A 14,980-nucleotide genomic window follows, 5' to 3' on the forward strand; every position below is an offset into this window, starting at 1 on the left:
TACCGACCGTTCGTTCAGGATATCGGCAGGGTGGCCGGACCGTCAACCATCACCCCTCCCCCCGTGCAGGTTCCCCCAGGTACTGCCGCTGCAGCTGCAGAACCGCGGCGTGTTCGACTGCGACACGCACTTTCCCACCGAGAAGGTGGGGAATGCTGCACGTGGTTCACTAGGTAGACAGGCTGACTAGTTAGTGCAACTATGTAGTCATGAACGACAAGCAATGGCCCAGCGAGTGGATGCGCGGGGCCCTGGGGATGAGCGTCCTCAAGGTGCTCGACGCCGGGCCCACCTACGGGTACGCGATTGCCACCGCCCTGGAGGCAGCAGGACTCGGCTCGATCAAGGGCGGCACCCTGTATCCGCTCCTCACCCGGTTTGAAGCAGCCCACCTGGTCACCACCGAGTGGAGAGCGGGCGACGGCGGCCCCGGCCGTAAGTACTTCTCCCTCACCGATGCTGGCAGAGCCGAGCTCGCTCGGCAGACCGCCGAGTGGCGTGCCTTCACCACCCAGACACTGACCCACCTGAACGGAGACACCCAGTGAAAGACACCAAGAAAGACCAGCAGTGGCTGGACAGTTTCACCCTGGAACTCGCACATCGCGGAGTCAGCGGTAGGGATATCGGAGACGCCAAGGCATCGGTTGAATCCCATCTCGCCGATAGTGGTGAGGCGGCTGAGGAGGCGTTCGGAGATCCTGAAGCCTATGCGCAGGCACTGGAATTCCGCGCGACACCTGAGTCAGGCATCCCCCGGGCGCTCCTGCCTTCACTGCTGGGAATTCTCGGGCTGATGTACTACCTGCCAGCCATCGGGCCCGCGGTACAGGGCCAGCCGGTGAGTTTCACCGGAACCGAGTTTGCACTCTTCGTGGTCCTTGGTCTGTCGATGCTCCTCGTCGTGAAGAATATTTTCCGGCTGGTGAAACGGTGGTGGATCCTGCTGGCCATCTGGGCTGCCGTGGTGGGCATTGGGGTGCTCGCGTCGCTGTTGCCGCTGCTACTCGATCTTCCAGAGTTGGAAGCCAATTCAGCGATTGTCGCAACAGTGTCAGGGGTCCTGATCATCGGCGCCGGATTCTGGACCCGTGCGGAAATCGCCAACAGCGACAACCTGGTCACACCACCCAACGCCACACAAACCGAGGACACGAACGGTGCCGTAGAACGGGTCATGGTCGCCCTTGCACCCTGGCTCATCACCGGCGGTGCAGCCATCTTCACCGCCGGCGCTTTCCTGGCCGCCTGACCCACCAACTCCCGCACTCCCTCGAACGAAAGGCACCTCATGAAATCGACCACCGAGCACCAGAAGTGGCTTGACGAGTTCATCCTCGAACTCCGCGTCAGGGACGTTCCCGGTGAGCTGATCGGCGACGCCGTCTCCACTGTCGAAGCTCACCTCAGGGACACCGGTGAACAGCCAGCCGACGCCTTCGGATCACCCGGCGATTACGCGGAGAACCTCGATCTGCCCGGACGTCGGGCGCCCCGCGGGCAAACCTGGATCCTCAGCGAGGTTGCCCTCGCCGCGTTCACCGTCCTGGCCTTCGCGGTGGTCGCCCTTTTTACCGGCTCGGAGTTCGAGGTCACCGGCCTACTCCTGGCCCTGATTCTTGCCAATGCGGTCACCGGCGCAGTGGTGATCATGAATCTGGACGCGATTGCCCGCTCCTGGTCTCTCTGGCAGGGCGGCCTGCTGGGCATGGCGATTGCCGTGACCTATGCGCTCGTCATCGGACTCACCCCGGATCCGGTTCTCCTGACGCTGCCAACCATCCCGGTTGTTGTTGTGACGGGCCTCGTGTCGGCCGGCTTCATCTGGCATGCAGTGAGAGGAGCCGACCCGGTCACCAAGCCCGTGGCTCTTTGACACCCCGCCTCGGCGTGCAAGTCTCCCCAGGTACCGACGCCGTCGTCGGCCATTGACCGGCGCGTCGTGGCCCGCCACGCGGTGTGGGCCGCAGAACCTGGGGAAACCTGCACGCCGGAGTCTCTGGCAGGATGGTTTCCATGACTGCAGAGACGCACTTCCCCGCCCCGCCCGTCGCCAAAAAGGTCCCGACGGAACGCACCCACCACTCGGATACCTTCGTGGACGAGTACGAGTGGCTGCGGGAAAAGGAAAGCCCTGAGGTTCTCGCCCACCTCACGGCCGAGAACGAGTACACCGACGCCGTGACCGCCGGCCAGGAACAGCTCCGGCAGGACATCTTCACCGAGATCAAGAACCGGACGCAGGAGACTGACCTGTCGGTGCCGTCCCGCAAGAAGGGCTGGTGGTACTACGCCCGCACCGAGGAGGGCAAGCAGTACGCCATCAACTGCCGGGTGGCCGCTACTGACACCGGTGATCTGGCCACCGACTGGACGCCACCAGAGATTCTCCCCGGCACACCGATCGAGGGCGAACAGGTCATGCTGGACGGAAACGCGGAAGCCGAGGGGAAGCCCTTCTTCTCCCTCGGCGGACTGGCGGTGACCGAGGACGGGAACCTCCTGGCCTACTGCGAAGACAACGCCGGCGACGAACGTTTCACTCTGCGGATCAAGGACCTACGGACCGGCGAGTTACTTCCCGATGTGGTGCCGAACATCTTCTATGGGCTGGCCTTCTCCCCCGACGGCACCCAGGTGTTCTACACGGTGGTCGACGATTCCTGGCGCCCGTACCAGGTCAGGTCCCACACACTCGGCGCCCCCGTGGAGCAGGACTCGGTGGTGTACCAGGAGGACGACGTCGCCATGTGGACCGGCTTCGACCTGTCAGCCGACCGGACCCAGCTGCTCATCGGGATCGGCTGCTCCGAGTTCAGCGAATACCGTGTGCTGGACCTGACCAACCAGTCAGCCGGCCTGCTCACCCTGATTCCGCGCAGCGAAAAGGTCCTCTACGAAGCCGATCCGGTGACGGTCGACGGCGAGCGCCACTATGTGCTGACCCACAACCGGAATGCCAAGAACTCGATGGTCAGCCTCGCCGCCGAATCCGAGTTCGCTAAGCCACTCACCGACCAGCGATGGAACACGGTGGTGGCGCACGACGACGCGGTCCGGGTGGGCGGGGTCGCCGTCACCTCCTCCCACCTGATCGTCTCGGTCCGCAAGGACACGATCGAACGTGTCCAGGTACTTCCGCTCGCGGGGCTCGGCACGGCTGGCCAGCCCGCCGCCGAGGAGCCGGCGTTCGATGAAGAGCTCTTCACCTGTCACCTCGCCGACGCCGAGTTCGATTCGCCCATCATCAGGCTCTCCTACACCTCCTTCTTCACTCCCCCACGGGTCTACGACTATGTCCTCGACACCGGGAGCCTGCTGCTGCGCAAGGAGACCGAGGTGCGTGGCGGCTACCGTCCGGAGGATTACACGGCGGAGCGGCAGTGGGCCACAGCTGCTGATGGCACGCTGATCCCCCTGTCGGTCCTGCGACGGACCGACCTCGCCGACGACGGCGCCAACCCGGCGCTGGTCTATGCCTACGGCAGCTATGAGATCAGCATGGACCCGGGCTTCTCGATCGCCCGGCTGTCGCTGCTGGACCGTGGGGTCGTTTTTGTGGTGGCGCATATCCGGGGCGGCGGAGAAATGGGCCGCACCTGGTACGAGGGCGGCAAAAAGCTCAACAAGAAGAACACGTTCACCGACTTCGTCGATGCGACCCGGCATGTGGCGGCGTCGCCCTATGTCGATGCAACCAGGATCGCCGCAATGGGCGGATCCGCTGGTGGGCTGCTGATGGGCGCGATCACCAACCTGGCCCCCGACCTGTACCGGGCGGTGGTAGCCCAGGTGCCGTTCGTCGACGCGCTGACCACCATCCTCGACCCTGAGTTGCCGCTCTCGGCACTGGAGTGGGAGGAGTGGGGCAACCCGATCACGGACCACGCGGTGTATCAGTACATGAAGGAGTACACCCCCTACGAGAACATCAAGGCGACCCGGTACCCGCGGATCGCGGCGGTGACGAGCTTTAACGACACCCGGGTGCTCTATGTGGAGCCCGCCAAATGGGTGGCCAAGCTCCGCGAGACCACCACCGGCAGCGAGCCGATTGTGCTCAAGACCGAGATGGACGGTGGGCACGGCGGGGCCAGCGGACGGTATGAGCGGTGGAAGGATGTCGCCTGGGACTACGCCTTCGTGGCGGCGGCCCTTGGCGCCGAGGAGCTCCGAACCACCAGTTCCGCCGGGTAGACCACCGGGTCGGGGTGGGTGCCGGGAGCCTCAATCTCCTCGAGCAGCATGGCACCGGCCTTCGTTGCCATCTCCACCATGGGCTGGGTGATGGTGCTCAGCGCAGGCGACGCCAGGGCCGCGATGCTGTGGTTGTCATACCCCACCACGGCGACGTCGTCGGGCACCCGCAGCCCACGGGACCGCAGGACCTCCAGCACCCCGACGGCCATCAGGTCCGACGCGGCGAAGATCGCGTCGGTGCCGGGGGCAGCGTCGAGCAACCGCCGCGTCGCCTCCGCCGCACCCACAGTGGTGAAGTCGGCGAACTCGACGGGGCTTGGCGCCGCCCCGGCATCGCGCAGCCCGTCCTGCCAGCCGCGAAGGCGGTCGACGGCGGCGGTCATGTCGGCGGGTCCGGCGATGGTGGCCGGGCGCCGGCTCCCCGCGGCCAGCAGATGCTGCGCTGCCTGGGTGCCACCACCATAGTTGTCGGTGTCGACGTACGTTAGCCCGTGCCGGCTCTGCCAGGGTCTGCCGATGAAGATGATGGGCAGCCCGCTCTCTGCGAGCGGCCCCACCCAGGTATCCCCCTGGTGGTGCGACACCACGATGGCCCCATCGACGTGCCCGCCCCGCAGGTAGCGCACGGTCCGGGCCGCATCGTCGCTCCGGGACATGAGCAGGACCAGCTGCACATCGGTTTCCCGCAGCGACTCGGTGACCCCGGTGATGACCATGGCGAAGAACGGGTCCATCATGACGCGCATGTCCGGTTCAGGAATGACCAGCGCTATCGACGCGGTCCGCCGGGTGACCAGCGACCGCGCCGCACGGTTGGGCGTGTAGGCGAGGGCGACGACGGCGGCGTCCACGGCTGCCTGCGCCTCCGGGCTCACCCGGCTGCCCCCGTTGATGGCACGCGACGCCGTCGACCGGGACACGCCGGCCGCTGCCGCCAGATCCTCTAGGGTGGGGCTGGATTTCGCTCCCGGCGGGTGGGCGAGTCCGGGACGCCCGGCCCGTGGTTGCTGATCATTCATCACCTAGAGAATACGACACGATGACCTGCCAGCGGGGCCTACCTGATGGCGGCCAGAGCGGTGTCCCCCGGGCCCGCCACCGCCTCCGCCGGGCCGGATCCCGCCTGTTGCACCGGGCCGGGGGTCCGCAGCGCGTTGGCTGCGGCGGCCCGGGCGTACCAGAGCGCGCTGGCCTTCGGGATGCGCTGCTGTGTGTCATAGTCCACCCGAACCAGACCGAAGCGCTGGTGATAGCCCCACGCCCATTCGAAGTTGTCCAGGAAGGACCAGGCGAGGTAGCCCCGCACGTCGGCGCCGTCGTCGATCGCTGCCCGGACCGCCCTCAGGTGACTGTCGAAGTAGGCCAGGCGGTCCTGGTCGTCAACGAACCCCGACCTGTCAGGAACGTCATCGTAGGCTGCACCGTTTTCGGTGATGTAGACGGGCATACCCGCCGGCCCGGTGTACTCCTCGTGGATGCGGACCAGCAGACGGCGCAGGCCGTCAGGCTGCACTTCCCAGCCCATCCCGGTAACCGGGAGGCCGCGCGGCACCGATCGCACCCCGTCAGCTGCGACATACGGTGACGCGACGGGTCGACCCTGTGGAGTGGGCCCGGCGTCGTCGACGGCGGGGTCGACCGACGTCGTCACCGCCTCACCGTGATAGTAATTCACGCCCAGCAGGTCAAGAGGCTCGGAGATGACAGCCAGGTCGCCGTCCTCGATGAACTCCTCCAGGCCAAGGTGGCGGACGTCGTCGAGCACGTCCTGAGGGTACTGGCCCCTGAACACTGGATCGAGGAAGATCCGGTTGAACTGGCCGTCGATGCGGCGGGCGGCGTCGACGTCGGCGTCGCTGCCCGGATCGACCGGATCCGGGACAGTGAGGTTCAGCGTCAGCCCCAGCTGCACTCCCGGGTCACGCCGGCGCAGCTCCTGCGCCGCCAGCCCGTGGCCCAGGAGCAGGTGGTGCGCTGCGGCGAGCGCGGCGCGGGGGTCCTGCCTGCCCGGCGCGTGAATCCCCGCTGCATACCCGAGGAAGGCTGAACACCACGGCTCGTTCAGGGTGGTCCAGATCCGGACCCGGTCCCCCAGCGCCTCATGCATCACGGCTGCGTACTCAGCGAACCGGTAGGCGGTGTCCCGGTTGGCCCAGCCGCCCTGGTCCTCCAGCGCCTGCGGCAGGTCCCAGTGGTAGAGGGTCAGCCAGGGTTTGATACCCGCGGCGACCAGCTGATCCACCAGGCGGGAGTAGAACCTGATGCCCTCGACGTTCGGCGTCATACCGTCCGGCATGCACCGGGCCCACGAAGTGGAAAAGCGGTAAGCCTGCAGGTTGAGCTGTTTCATCAGCGCCACGTCGTCGGCTGAGCGGTGGTAGTGGTCGCAGGCGATGTCACCGTTGTGCGCATCGGCAACCGCTCCGGGCTCCCGGGAGAACACGTCCCAAATGGAATCCTTCCGGCCATCCTCGTGGGCTGCCCCTTCAATCTGGTAGGCCGCCGTGGCCGCGCCCCAGAGGAATCCCTCCGGAAAGGTGATGTCTGTGTTGGTCATCCTTTGACTGCTCCTTGCATGATTCCTGAAACGAGTTGGCGTCCTGCGATAACGAATACCAGCAGGAGAGGGATAGTGGAAAGCACTGCACCGGCGAGAACCACCGAGTAGTCGACGAAGTGGGCTGCCTGGAGCAACTGCAGTGCCACCGGAAGGGTGGGGTTACTGGGGTCGAGCACAATGAAGGGCCAGAAAAAGTTGGTCCAGGTGGCCATGAAGGTGAAGAGGGCCAGCATGGCGGCGGCCGGTCGAGCGGCGGGGAGCCCCACGTGCCAGAACGCCCTGATCATTGATGCACCGTCGACCCGCACCGCCTCGATCAGCTCATCGGGCAGGGCATCCCGGATGTACTGGGTCATCCAGAACACTCCGAACGCCGTCACGAGGGCCGGGATGATCACCGCCCACAGGGACCCGGTCCAGCCAAACCGTGACATCACGATGAACAGGGGCACCACGCCGAGCTGGGTGGGGACCGCCATGGTGGCGATCACAAACACCAGCAACCACTTGCTGCCCTTGAACTTCAGTTTGGCGAAGGCGAACCCGGCCAGCGTAGAGAAAAAGACCACCGAGAACGCGGTCACGCTGGAGACCAGCAACGAGTTGCCGAGCGCTGTCCAGAAGGGAATGCTGTCCAACACCTGCGCCGCGTTGGCCAGGAAGTTACCGCCCGGCAGCAGGGGGATCCCGCGGGACAACACAGTACTGTCGTGGCTGCCGACCAGGAAAGACCAGTAGAGCGGGAACAGCGAGCCCAGCAGGACGGCGCCGAGGAACCCGTAGGTGAGGAATCCGGGGCGGCGCCCGGTTCCGCCCGGTCCTTTCCGACGACGACGGTCGCCCCGGCGGGACGCAGCGCGTGCTGCACCTTTTCCTGCCGTCTGTGCGGTCAAGGGGATGGAGCTCACTTGGTGCCTCCCTGGTTGGCGATGCGCCGGGTGATGAAAAAGTTCAGGACTGCAATCAACACGATGATCAGGAACAGCAGCCAGGCGACTGCCGAAGCGCGCCCGAAGTTGCGTTGGCCCCACCCGAGTTCCCAGATGTACATCGTGAGGGTCTGCCATTGCCGGTCGGCTCCACCCAACCCGTACTGGTCGAATACCCGCGGCTCGTCGAAGATCTGAAGTCCGCCGATGGTCGAGGTGATCACCACGAAGATGACTGTGGGCCTCAGCATCGGCACGGTGAGCGAGAAGAACTGGCGGAGCCGGCCCGCCCCGTCGATGGCCGCCGACTCGTAGATGTCCCGCGGAATGGCCTGCATGGCCGCCAGGAAGATCAGCGTGTTATAGCCAATCCAGCGGAAGTTCACCATGGTGGCGATGGCCATGTGGCTGGCGGTCGGATCGGAGTGCCAGCGCACCCCCTCGAAGCCGAGGGACCTGAGAATCTCATTGACCAGGCCGAACTGGTCGGCGAACAGGTTGTTGAAGATCAGCCCCACGGCCACCGGTGCGACGACGAATGGAACCAGCACCCCCATGCGCCAGAAGGTTTTCGCCCGCAGGTTCGCGTCGAGGAAGGCGGCGATGACGATTGCCGCCACGACCTGTGGCACTGAGGAGAGCAGGAAGATACTGAACGTGTTGCCCACGGCGTTCCAGAAGAACGGCTGGGACAGGATGAACGTGTAGTTCTCGAATCCGGCGAACTCCCCCTGTCCGCCGATCAGGTTCCAGTTGTGGATGGAAACCCAGGCCGTGTATCCCAGGGGGAACAGGCCGGTGATGGCGAACAGGAGGAAGAACGGCGAGATGTAGAGGTACGGGGAGAACTTCACGTCCCAGCGGGAAAGCCGGTGGGAGAAAGTGATCCGACGGACCTTCCTGGACGACGACGGCGGGCGCCGGGGTGGGGCTGGTTTCAGCGCCCGGTCGGTGACGGCCATGGTGTCAGAGCGCGTTGACCGCGGTGACGAACTTGTCCCAGGAGGAGGCGACGTCGTCGGTCTGGTCGACATCGACACGGGTCAGGGCCTGCTGCATCGCATCGTTGATGGGGAAGTACTTCGGCCCCTTGAAGGGGGTGATGTCCACGGCCAGCGCCCGTTCGGCGAGGATTTCACCGGTCGGTGCGTCGTTGAAGAACTCGTTGGTCGCCCCGAGCAGGTCGGTGCTTTCCAGTGCGTCGACCTGGCTGGGGAAGGTGCCCTTCGCGTTGAATGCCTTGATCTGCTGTTCGGGTGCGGTGAGCCAGTCGGCGAGCTTCTTGGCTTCGGCCTGATTTTCGCCCTGCACGGGGACCGTCAGGTAGGACCCGCCCCAGTTGCCGCCACCGCCGGGGAAGACATTGGCGATGTCCCATCCTTCGACGCCTTCGGCGTTGCCCTCAATGACACCGAGCATCCAGCCGGGGCACAGCATGGTGGCAAACGCATCGGACTGGAATCCCGCCGTCCAGTCTTCGCTCCACTGGCCCAGATGGGCGGAAAGGTTGTCATCCACCGAGGCAGCGACCACGGTCTCATAGATTTCCTTGACCTCGGCGTTATCGGCGGCGATGACCGTGCCGTCCTCATTTTCGTAGGCATTCTCGACCTGGTTGATCATGCCCTGGTAGGTGGCTCCGGCTGAGTCGAACCAGGCTACTCCGTCGCTGGCGGCGACGAAGTCACGGCCCGCCTCAAAGTAGCTGTCCCAGGTGCCGCCCAGTAGCGCAGCGACTTCGTCCCGGTCGGTGGGCAGGCCAGCTTCCTCAAAGAGGTCGGCCCGGTAGCAGACACCCTGGGGGCCCACATCGGTGCCGTAGCCGATCAGTTGACCATCCGGGGTGGTGGCGGCCTCGGTCTTCCAGTCCAGCCAGCGGCCGTCGACCGCGGGGTCGGCGAGGTCAGCGAACTGGTCGGGGTATTCCATCAGCTCCGCCAGCCAATCAACCTCGATCGCTTCGATGTCGGAGAGTCCCGAACCTGCGGCGAGCCGGGTGGTGAGGTTGTCGCGGGCCTCGTTGGAGGTAGCGGCCTTTTTGTGTTCGATGGTCACGTTGTCGTTGAGTTCTTCGTATTCGGTGAAGAGGTCTTCGTACCCGAACTCGTTGAAGGTGGCAACGGTGAGGGTGACGTCTGACTCGCCGGTAGCGTCGTCGACATTGCCCGCCGGGGCTGAAGTGGAACCGCAGGCTGAGACGGCGAGGGCTAGGCAAACTGCGCTGGCTGATAGCGCGGTGAATTTTGCTCGGTTGTGCACGGGGTGACTCCTTTGTCGGGTGATGACCTGAATCGTCATGGGAGCGCTCTCACGCTCTGGAATCATCTTTGGGTGACCTGCGTCTCATGTCAAGTGGGAGCGCTTCCACTCACCTCAAATGGGGCTACTCCTCCACTATCGCGCCTAGTCAGGGGGCCGCGGTACGGACGGTCGTGATGCAATCGTTATCTCCGGCATCACCGCTGCAGACCTCCGGGAAGGGCTTCGGTGCCGGACCATCGCTTGACACCGCGCCGCCTGCCGGTATTACCTAAGTGAATTACCTAATGACCATTCGGTCACTAATAACCCGACCGGCCAGTCAACCGGTCAAAAACAGTGAGGCTCCAATGGCGGACCCCGGCGCCCGACACACGCATCCTATCCTTGAGCAGGATCAGGCCTCCCGCTGGTTGGGGATCGACGTCGTCGACCTCGCCGATGGTCATGCGATCATTACCATGCGCCTGCGCCCTGACATGCTCAACGGGTTCGGAATCGCCCACGGCGGAATGGTGTTTTCCCTCGCGGACTCGGCCTTCGCCCTGGCCTGCAACCCGATCGGTGAAACGGACACCATTACCGTGGCCTCGGGCGCGGACGTCACCTTCCTGGCCTCCGCCCATCCTGGGGACCTGCTGACCGCCACCGCTAACCGGCGCGCCTCAGCCGGGCGGAGCGGCCTTTACGACATTTCCGTCTCGGCGGAAAACGAGAACGGCACCCGGGCGATTGCAGAGTTCCGTGGCCGCTCCCGGACCATCCCCAACCCCCAGCTCGCCAAGCCCAGCAGCGCCACCACAGAAAAGAGCCTCCCATGACCAGTACGGCACTTAAGGCCTCAGCTGCCGACCCCTCGACCCTCGACGCCGAGGAACTCATGTCGAGGGACCAGATCGAGTCCCTGCAGCTGGCCAGGCTCCAGCACACGGTGAGCTATGCCTACGACAGGGTCCAGTTGTACCGGGACAAGTTCGATGCGGCGGGGGTCCACCCAACGGATCTGAAAGAACTCAGCGATTTATCGATCTTCCCCTACACCACCAAGGAGGACCTGAGGCGTACCTACCCGTTCGGGATGTTCGCCGTCCCGCAGGCCCAGGTGGCACGCATCCACGCATCGTCGGGCACCACGGGGCGACCCACAGTGGTCGGCTACACCGCGGGAGATCTGGACCGCTGGGCCACCCTCGTGGCTCGCTCTCTGAGGGCATCAGGGGTCAAGAAGGGTGACAAGGTGCACAACGCCTACGGTTACGGGCTCTTCACCGGCGGCCTCGGCGCCCACTTTGGCGCCGAAAAACTCGGGTGCACAGTCATCCCGATTTCGGGAGGACAGACCGAACGCCAGGTTCAGCTCATCAACGACTTCGAACCCGACGCCATCCTGGCCACCCCCACCTATCTGCTCACCATCCTGGACGCGATGGCGGTCGCGGGGATCGACCCCGCCAGCACCTCGCTGAAGACCGCTGTGCTCGGCGCCGAGCCCTGGACCGAGGAGATGCGCCACGAGCTGGAGAGCCGGATGGGGTTCGATGCCTGCGACATCTACGGCCTGTCCGAGGTGATGGGCCCGGGCGTGGCCGGCGAATGCGTCGAGAGCAAAGACGGCTCCCACATCTGGGAAGACCATTTCCGGCCGGAAATCATCGACCCTTTCACTGACAAGGTGCTCGACGACGGCGAACACGGCGAGCTGGTCTTCACCTCCCTCACCAAGGAGGCGCTGCCCATCATCAGGTACCGCACCCACGACCTGACCCGGCTGCTGCCCGGCACCGCACGACCCGGGATGCGCCGGATGGGTCGCATTACCGGACGCAGCGACGACATGATCATCCTCCGCGGAGTGAACCTTTTCCCCACCCAGATCGAGGAAATTGCCCTCCGCATCCCGGCACTCAGTCCGCACTTCCAGCTGGAAATCACGCGGCCTGAGGGCCAGCGGATGGATGCGATGACGGTCAAGATCGAGCCGCGTGAGGGAGTGTCGGCGCACGACGCCGAAACCGCTGCCAGCACCCTCAGCGAACAGATCAAGATCCACATCGGGTCCAGCTGCGCCGTCACCATCGCCGAACCCGGGACGCTCGCACGGTCCAGCGGCAAGCTCCGGCGGATCTACGACCTGCGGCCCAAGGCCGGCGCCTGATGCCAGCCGCTCCCCCGGCAGCCACCCGGCGCGGCCGACCCGGCTATGACCAGCAGGCTGTCCTGACCATCGCCGTCGACGTGTTCAACCGGCACGGTTACGAAGCCACGTCGATGGGCGTCCTCGCCGAGAACCTGGGGATCAGCAAGTCAGCCATTTACCACCACGTCCCCTCCAAAGGGGACCTGCTCCGCCTGGCCCTGGATCATGCGCTGGACGGGCTGGAGGCGGTGCTGACCGATCCGGCAGCGATGTCGGGTAAGGCCGACGCCCGGCTGGAGTTCGTCCTGCGGGGCACCATCGCCGTCCTGATCGAGAGGCTGCCCTTCGTGACGCTGCTGCTGCGGCTGCGCGGGAACACCGAGGTGGAGCGCGGCGCTCTCGAACGCCGTCGTACCTTTGACCGCCAGGTGGCGGCGCTCGTCGACGCGGCACGGTCCGAAGGTTCGCTGCGGTCCGATATCGACCCGCGCACCACCACCCGTCTGTTGTTCGGCACGATCAACTCGATTGTCGAGTGGTACAAACCCGGCGGTGCGGTGTCGCCGGAGAAGCTGGCCGACGACGTCATCACCATGGTCTTCGACGGACTCCACAGCACCTAGAACCTCCTGAGCCGCCCCCGGCGTCGCCACCGAGACCCCAGAAAAGTGCTTCCCCCGCAAACTCGCTGTTGGGCAACCGCTAACCTGCGGCGCCGCCACTTTTCCTGACGCGGCACGGCGAGTTTTCGGCGTGTTTGCGGAGGGGAAGGACCGCGGGGAAAGGGGGCGCCCGATCGGGCGAGCTACTTCTCGACGAGGGTCAGAACGTCATAGGTCGCGACAATCTCGTCGTTCTGGTTGTGCAGCACAGCATCCCAGGCCACCTCGCCGTATTCTTCGTCCTCGCGCGGGGTGATCCGCTTGGCCGTCAGGGTGACCCGGATAGAGTCCCCCGCAGCGACCGGGGTGATGAACCGCAGGTTCTCCAGCCCGTAGTTGGCGAGCACCGGCCCCGGAGCGGGGTCAACGAACAATCCTGCGCCCCAGGACAACAGCAGGTAGCCGTGTGCCACGATGCCCGGGAAGAACGGGTTCGCGGCTGAGGCTTCCTCGTTGGTGTGGGCGTAGAAGGTGTCCCCGGTGGTGCTGGCGAACGCGGTGATGTCCTCAAGGGTGACCTGTCGCAGGTCCGAGCGGACGGCATCACCGATCTGCAGGGTCGCCAGGTTCTTGCGGAACGGGTGGGCGTCATCAAACCGCTGGTCGGCACCGGTGTGCCAGACTCCGGTGACCGCGGTGAGCATGTTCGGCGAACCCTGGATGGCCGTGCGCTGCATGTGGTGCAGTACCGAGCGGATGCCGCCGAGTTCCTCGCCACCGCCCGCGCGGCCCGGACCGCCGTGGACCAGGTGAGGCACGGGCGAGCCGTGCCCGGTGGAGCTGCGGGCGTCTTCCCGGTTGAGCATCAACACGCGCCCGTGGTGGGCCGCGATGCCGAGAACCAGTTCGCGGGCCACCTCGGGGTCGTTGGTGCAGACCGTCGCCACGAGCGACCCGGCGCCCAGGGCGGCGAGCCGCACGGCGTGCGCGGCGTCGTCGTACCCGATCACCGAAGCGACCGGGCCGAACGCCTCAATCGTATGTAGCTCGATCGCCTCGGCGTTCTCCCAAGTGAGTAGCACCGGGGACATGAAGGCGCCGTCGGCGACGGTGTCCACCGTGCCATCGGCGCGGGTGACGCGGGGCGCGTCGAGGGAGCCGTAGGCGAGCTCCCCGCCCGCGGCGATCATGGTTTCGACGGCGGAGCGGACATCCCTGAGTTGGTCCAGGGAGGCCAGTGCACCCATCGTGACGCCCTCGGCACGCGGGTCGCCAAGCACGATCCGCTGCTCAATGCGTTCCCTCGCCGCGGCGACGACGTCGTTCACCAGCGCCTTGGGCACGATGGTGCGGCGAATGCTCGTACACTTCTGCCCGGCCTTCACGGTGATCTCGGTGACGAGGGATTTCACGAACGCGTCAAATTCGGGGGTGCCCGGGACTGCGTCCTCGCCAAGGATGGCAGCGTTGAGCGAGTCGGTCTCGGAGGTGAAGCGGACGCCGCCATGCACCACGTTGTCGTGCGACTTCAGCTTGTTGGCGGTCGACGCCGACCCCGTGAACGAGACCAGATCCCGGTAGTCCAGGTAGTCGAGCAGGTCCCGGGCAGATCCGGAGATCAGCTGCAGCGCGCCCTGCGGGAGGATGTTGGACTCGATGATGAACTTCACGACGGCGGCGGTCAGGTACCCGGTTGGTGTCGCCGGCTTCACGATGGTGGGAACTCCGGCCAGGAAGGCCGGGGCCAGCTTCTCGAGCATGCCCCAGACCGGGAAGTTGAAGGCGTTGATCTGCACGGCCGCGCCCGGGATGCGCGTGTAGATGTGTTCACCGAGGAAGGAGCCATCCTTCGACAGGGTTTCCGGCGGCCCATCCACCACAACATTGGAGTTGGGCAGCTCGCGGCGGCCCTTCGATCCGAACGTGAAGAGCACCCCGATTCCGCCGTCGATATCGACCATGGAATCGATTTTCGTGGCACCGGTCCGGGCCGACAGTTCATACAGGGAGGTGCGCTGGTCGTTGAGGAACTGGGCCAGCGCCTTGAGCTTCAGCGCGCGCTGGTGGAAGGTGAACTCGCCGAGGGCCTGCTGCCCGGTGGTCCTGGCATAGTCGACGACTCGGGCGACGTCGAGCCCCTCGGTGCTGACCACCGCCAGCGTCTCGCCGGTGCTCGCGTCCCGGACTTCGGCGCTGTTGCGTTCCGTCAGGGACGTAGCGTCTGGCGTCCACCAGGCATCCTCGATGAAGCTGGGGACTGTCTGCACACGTACGGCTGTTGAAGTCATCGTCG

The 14,980-nt window shown here is 65.5% G+C and carries 13 protein-coding genes; 7 read left to right on the forward strand and 6 right to left on the reverse strand.

What is annotated here, in order from left to right; genetic code table 11:
* Nucleotides 1–209 precede the first annotated feature (209 nt).
* From ABD059_RS10960 to ABD059_RS10975, 4 genes are all read left to right on the forward strand, one after another.
* Nucleotides 210–548 (forward strand): PadR family transcriptional regulator, encoded by a 339-nt coding sequence (locus tag ABD059_RS10960; RefSeq protein WP_343879920.1) that lies wholly within the window; start codon nt 210–212, stop codon nt 546–548.
* Nucleotides 545–1,252, forward strand: coding sequence for a hypothetical protein (locus ABD059_RS10965; protein ID WP_343879922.1), 708 nt, complete (start codon nt 545–547; stop codon nt 1,250–1,252). Before ABD059_RS10960 ends, ABD059_RS10965 begins: the two co-directional genes overlap by 4 nt.
* Before the next feature lie 39 nt (nt 1,253–1,291).
* Entirely contained in the window at nt 1,292–1,876 is a 585-nt protein-coding gene (locus ABD059_RS10970; RefSeq protein ID WP_343879924.1) for a hypothetical protein, read from the forward strand.
* A gap of 140 nt (nt 1,877–2,016) precedes the next feature.
* Nucleotides 2,017–4,197, forward strand: a complete 2,181-nt coding sequence (locus tag ABD059_RS10975; protein WP_343879926.1) for a S9 family peptidase — start codon at nt 2,017–2,019, stop codon at nt 4,195–4,197.
* Here the strand turns inward: ABD059_RS10975 and ABD059_RS10980 are convergent.
* Genes ABD059_RS10980 through ABD059_RS11000 form a run of 5 tightly spaced genes read right to left on the reverse strand, consistent with a single transcriptional unit; the run spans nt 4,134 to nt 9,948 of the window.
* A complete protein-coding gene (locus tag ABD059_RS10980; protein ID WP_343879928.1) occupies nt 4,134–5,219 on the reverse strand; it encodes a LacI family DNA-binding transcriptional regulator in 1,086 nt (361 codons plus the stop codon). The two genes, ABD059_RS10975 and ABD059_RS10980, sit on opposite strands and share 64 nt — an antisense overlap.
* 38 nt (nt 5,220–5,257) lie before the next feature.
* Nucleotides 5,258–6,757 (reverse strand): GH1 family beta-glucosidase, encoded by a 1,500-nt coding sequence (locus ABD059_RS10985; RefSeq protein ID WP_343879930.1) that lies wholly within the window; start codon nt 6,755–6,757, stop codon nt 5,258–5,260.
* Nucleotides 6,754–7,668 (reverse strand): carbohydrate ABC transporter permease, encoded by a 915-nt coding sequence (locus ABD059_RS10990; RefSeq protein WP_343879932.1) that lies wholly within the window; start codon nt 7,666–7,668, stop codon nt 6,754–6,756. Before ABD059_RS10990 ends, ABD059_RS10985 begins: the two co-directional genes overlap by 4 nt.
* Nucleotides 7,665–8,651, reverse strand: coding sequence for a carbohydrate ABC transporter permease (locus tag ABD059_RS10995; RefSeq protein WP_343879934.1), 987 nt, complete (start codon nt 8,649–8,651; stop codon nt 7,665–7,667). The genes ABD059_RS10990 and ABD059_RS10995 overlap by 4 nt, the downstream gene beginning before the upstream one ends.
* A gap of 4 nt (nt 8,652–8,655) precedes the next feature.
* On the reverse strand, nt 8,656–9,948 hold the full coding sequence (locus ABD059_RS11000) for an ABC transporter substrate-binding protein (RefSeq protein WP_343879936.1): 1,293 nt from the start codon (nt 9,946–9,948) through the stop codon (nt 8,656–8,658).
* A gap of 350 nt (nt 9,949–10,298) precedes the next feature.
* Here ABD059_RS11000 and paaI point away from each other — a divergent pair, with 350 nt between their 5' ends.
* The 3 genes from paaI to ABD059_RS11015 are packed head-to-tail and all read left to right on the forward strand — an operon-like array spanning nt 10,299 to nt 12,708.
* The gene (gene paaI, locus ABD059_RS11005; RefSeq protein WP_343879938.1) at nt 10,299–10,769 is read left to right on the forward strand and encodes a hydroxyphenylacetyl-CoA thioesterase PaaI; all 471 of its coding nucleotides are present in this window, start codon (nt 10,299–10,301) and stop codon (nt 10,767–10,769) included.
* Nucleotides 10,766–12,103 (forward strand): phenylacetate--CoA ligase PaaK, encoded by a 1,338-nt coding sequence (paaK, locus tag ABD059_RS11010; RefSeq protein WP_343879940.1) that lies wholly within the window; start codon nt 10,766–10,768, stop codon nt 12,101–12,103. The genes paaI and paaK overlap by 4 nt, the downstream gene beginning before the upstream one ends.
* Complete coding sequence (locus tag ABD059_RS11015) at nt 12,103–12,708, forward strand: TetR/AcrR family transcriptional regulator (protein ID WP_343879942.1); 606 nt, start codon at nt 12,103–12,105, stop codon at nt 12,706–12,708. Before paaK ends, ABD059_RS11015 begins: the two co-directional genes overlap by 1 nt.
* A 182-nt stretch (nt 12,709–12,890) precedes the next feature.
* Here the strand turns inward: ABD059_RS11015 and paaZ are convergent, their stop codons facing one another.
* The gene (gene paaZ / locus ABD059_RS11020; protein ID WP_343879944.1) at nt 12,891–14,975 is read right to left on the reverse strand and encodes a phenylacetic acid degradation bifunctional protein PaaZ; all 2,085 of its coding nucleotides are present in this window, start codon (nt 14,973–14,975) and stop codon (nt 12,891–12,893) included.
* Nucleotides 14,976–14,980 lie beyond the last annotated feature (5 nt).

The sequence above is a fragment of the Arthrobacter flavus genome, from assembly GCF_039526005.1.
GTDB lineage: Bacteria > Actinomycetota > Actinomycetes > Actinomycetales > Micrococcaceae > Arthrobacter_D > Arthrobacter_D flavus.